The 4,009-nt window shown below is 29.9% G+C and carries 3 protein-coding genes, 2 tRNA genes and 3 rRNA genes; 1 reads left to right on the plus strand and 7 read right to left on the minus strand.

Features of this window, described 5'->3' with window-relative positions:
• Positions 1–281: 281 nt before the first annotated feature.
• Positions 282–1,085 carry a pyruvate, phosphate dikinase/phosphoenolpyruvate synthase regulator gene (ppsR, locus tag GPX08_RS11885; RefSeq protein WP_156627027.1) on the minus strand — a complete coding sequence of 268 codons (804 nt, stop codon included), beginning with the start codon at positions 1,083–1,085 and terminating at the stop codon, positions 282–284.
• A 173-nt stretch (positions 1,086–1,258) separates the two neighbouring features.
• Here ppsR and GPX08_RS11890 point away from each other — a divergent pair, with 173 nt between their 5' ends.
• Positions 1,259–2,008: a signal peptidase II gene (locus GPX08_RS11890; protein ID WP_156627028.1), complete on the plus strand. Its 750-nt coding sequence runs from the start codon at positions 1,259–1,261 to the stop codon at positions 2,006–2,008.
• A gap of 82 nt (positions 2,009–2,090) precedes the next feature.
• Here the strand turns inward: GPX08_RS11890 and GPX08_RS11895 are convergent.
• The 6 genes from GPX08_RS11895 to GPX08_RS11920 all read right to left on the minus strand — a co-directional run.
• Positions 2,091–2,166: transfer RNA gene (locus GPX08_RS11895), tRNA-Lys, on the minus strand.
• 6 nt (positions 2,167–2,172) lie between these two features.
• Positions 2,173–2,289, minus strand: a 5S ribosomal RNA gene (gene rrf, locus GPX08_RS11900).
• Positions 2,290–2,453: 164 nt separating this feature from the next.
• On the minus strand, positions 2,454–3,404 hold the full coding sequence (locus tag GPX08_RS11905; RefSeq protein ID WP_156627029.1) for an L-lactate dehydrogenase: 951 nt from the start codon (positions 3,402–3,404) through the stop codon (positions 2,454–2,456).
• Positions 3,405–3,562: 158 nt separating this feature from the next.
• Positions 3,563–3,638 (minus strand) — tRNA-Lys (locus GPX08_RS11910).
• Between the two features lie 5 nt (positions 3,639–3,643).
• Positions 3,644–3,760, minus strand: a 5S ribosomal RNA gene (gene rrf / locus GPX08_RS11915).
• A gap of 124 nt (positions 3,761–3,884) precedes the next feature.
• Positions 3,885–4,009, minus strand: a 23S ribosomal RNA gene (locus GPX08_RS11920); the annotation flags it as partial.

Genomic DNA, 4,009 nt, shown 5'->3' on the forward strand with positions numbered 1-4,009 from the left:
CAGGATCAAACTCTCAATAAAAAGTTTAATCTTTTGCTCAAATTACTTTGAGTCTTAATTTTAAGACTTAAAAGAATTGCTGGTTTATTTTACTTAACTTTATTCTGTTCAATTTTCAAAGACCATTTTCTTTGTCGCCCTCAAGCGACTTCATTATCTTATCACTCTAATAATATTATGTCAACATATTTTTATAATTTTTTTATTTATTTTATAATAAAACTCTGAAAAGGCTGATTTATCATGTAAATCAATCCTTCTAGAGTTTTATATAGTTCATATTATTTTGTATATCCTAATGTTTTTAAAATAATTAGTGCTGTGTCCTCTATAGCTCTTTGTGTAACATCAATAGTTTTACAACCTACTTTTCTCATAATTTTATCTGCAAATTCAAATTCTTCTAATATTCTTGAATCACTTGCATATTCTATACCTGTTGGCATTCTGTGAAACTTATCCAATCTCTTTTTTCTTATTTCTATTAACTGTAATGGATTTATTACTAGTCCAAATACTTTCTTTCTATCAATCTCAAATAACTCATTTGGTATTTCTACCTCTGGCATTAATGGAATATTAATTGCTTTTAAACCCTTATTAGCAAGATACATGCATAATGGAGTCTTAGATGTTCTTGAAAGTCCTATTAAAACAACATCGGCATTCTTCAGCCCCCTATAATCTTTACTATCATCATATTGCATAGCAAATTCCATAGCTTCGATTCTTTTAAAATATGAATCATCTATATTTCTCATCGCACCAGGATTATTATCTGGCATTCTATTTAAAAGTGATGATGCAACATTTACTATAGGACCTAGAACATTTACCACTGAAATATTTTTTTCTAAGCATTTTTGAGTTAGGTATTCCCTTACACTTACAGTTATTATAGTAGATACTATCATAACCTTATCAAATTCACTTACTTCTTTCATTAAATACTCAATATCATCTAATTCTTTTACATAAGGAATTCTTTTTACCTCTGCTTCACCTTTGAATTGACTAGCTGCAGCTAATGCAACTTGCTCTGCTGTTTCACCGATAGAATCAGATACTGCAAAAATCATTAACATCTCAAACCCTCCTAAATATATGTACTTTATTTATATTATCTTTTATTTGAATATTTTTATTATTCATAATTTAATTTAATTATATCAGAATTAAATTATTTTGTACTGCTCTATGTAATTTATAGATATATATGTTAAAATCTTTATATCTCAATATATTATAGGAGGATGAAATGGCTAAAATTAAAAATAAAGAAAAATGGCTTACCGTAGGTTTGCTTCCTATTATGTGGCTAATTTATTTTGCTTTTGAAATAATTACTGGAAGAGTTAATGATTCTTATACCTTAGTTATGAATTTATTGCTCACTCTTATATTTGCTTTTACAGGATTAATAATTTACTATTTTTCAAATAAATATAGTAAAGGATTTAGCAATAAAATTGTTATCTCTATTTTTATAATTCTTATGCTAATAGATCAGGGAATAAAACTAATAATTAAATTTTTCTTTTTTGACAATTATTTAGAAATAATAAAAGGCTTCCTATCTTTTGATCCCATAATAAACACTGATGGGTCTTGGCTTAATGCAAGATTTGGATTAGGTGTTGGTTTTTCAGCATTAATCCTTTTAAACATAATTGCAGTAATTATAGTTATAGAAGTATATAGATATTACCTATCAAAGGGTAATAAAAACTTTTGGGCTGATATGTCCTTCTTGTTTATAAGTACTGGTGCCCTATGTTCTTTAATAGATAAAGTTTTCTATGGTGGTAGCTTAGACTTCATAGGAATTAGTGATTTATTTATAGCAGATATTAAAGATATTTACATTAATCTAGGAATATTATTCTTTATAATGTTGATTTATATAAGTGGATATTTCAAAGATGAAGATAATACAACTCTAAAAGATGATTGGAATTCTATAAAGAAATTCTTAGGCTTTATGAAAAAAGATATATTAAGAAAATAACCAAAGTAATAGGTATCTAATTAATGATACTTATTACTTTTTTAATAAATAAAAAAACCACTTCTAAAACTTAGAAGTGGCTTGGTGGCTTACCCGGGAATCGAACCCGGTACACCTTGATTAAAAGTCAAGTGCTCTACCGATTGAGCTAGTAAACCATGAGAACCTGGCAACGTTCTACTCTCCCACACAGTCGCCCGTGCAGTACCATCGACGCTGTAGAGCTTAACTTTCCTGTTCGGAATGGAAAGGAGTGTTTCCTCTACGCCATCATCACCAGATATTTTCCTCTCAACAAGAACTAATTATATATGCATATTGTATGGTTGTCAACATATTTTATCAAATTATTTAATATTTTTTCTTATTTTATAAACAAACTTAAAATTCTCAGAAAATTATAAATATAGCAGGCTACTATTCTTAATAATAACCTGCCTTAATCTTACTTATTTAACTTACTAATATATTCCCTTATCATATCATTAGATGCCTTGAATTTCTCTAGTTCATCATCTGTCATATCTATCTCTACTACTTCTTTAACTCCTTCACCATTAAGAACTGCTGGTACACCAGAGAATACATCATGCTCTCCATACTCACCTTCTAGCAATGTTGAAATAGGAATTATTTTATTTTCATCATTGATAATTGCTTTAATTATTCCAACTGTTGCAGATGCAATAGCATAGTAAGTAGTTCCTTTTCTATTATATACTTCCCATCCTGCTCTAGCTGTATCTAAAACTAATTTATCTAGGTCTATATTACCTACTCTTTTCTTATTATCTTCTATTACTTTTCTAAATGGTTTACCACCTATATATACATGTGACCAAGGAACCATTTGAGAATCTCCATGTTCACCCATTGAATAAGCCTGAACACTTCTTGGATCTACATTAAATATATCTCCTATAAAGTTTTTTAACCTTGCAGAATCTACTGATGTTCCTGAACCTATTACATTACTTTTTGGTAATCCGGATAATTTATACACATAATATGATATTATATCCACAGGATTAGATACTATTATGAAATGACCTTTGAATCCACTTTCCATTATTGGATTTACTATAGATTCTGTTATTTTAGCAGATAAATCTAAAGTGTCTAATCTAGTTTGCCCTGGTTTTGGAGGTGCCCCTGCAGTTATTACTACTATATCCACATCTCCGCATTCTTCATAAGATCCTACTTTAATCTTTGTATTTCTATTTAAATATTCTATGCAATGCTTAAGATCCATTACTTCTCCAAGAGCTTTTTCCTTATTAATGTCTATCATAAGCACCTCATCACATACCCCTTGAGTTATTAAACTAAAAGCTGTACTTGATCCAACTAGTCCAGTTCCAACTATTGCTACTTTTCTTGTTTTTGAAAACATATTATTTCCTCCAGATAAATTATTTTTATAACACCTTTAATATAAATACTCTTTATTAAATTTATTACAAAAATATATTTATAAAATTTATTCATACCTTATTATACTCTAATAATATCGTAATAAACAAAAAAATCCTAAACTTACGTTTAGGATTTTGGTGCGTTATCAGGGGATCGAACCCGGGACACCCTGATTAAGAGTCAGGTGCTCTACCAACTGAGCTAATAACGCATATTACCTGGCAACGTTCTACTCTCCCACACAGTCGCCCGTGCAGTACCATCGACGCTGTAGAGCTTAACTTTCCTGTTCGGAATGGAAAGGAGTGTTTCCTCTACGCCATCATCACCAGATAAGTGACGGTCCAAATTTTAATTTGGTTCCCGGAACTTATGCAAATTGCCTTAGCAATTTGTATTCCTTTTTCAGAGTGTTCTCTGAAAATTGCATATGAATAATTTTAACATTTCCAAATTTTTATTGGTCAAGCCCTCGACCTATTAGTATCAGTCAGCTAAATATGTTACCACACTTACACCTCTGACCTATCAACCTTGTGTTCTTCAAGGGGTCTTACTAGCTTATGCTATGGGAAATCTCAT

Source organism: Clostridium tertium (assembly GCF_902652255.1).
GTDB classification, from domain to species: Bacteria; Bacillota; Clostridia; order Clostridiales; family Clostridiaceae; genus Clostridium; species Clostridium tertium_A.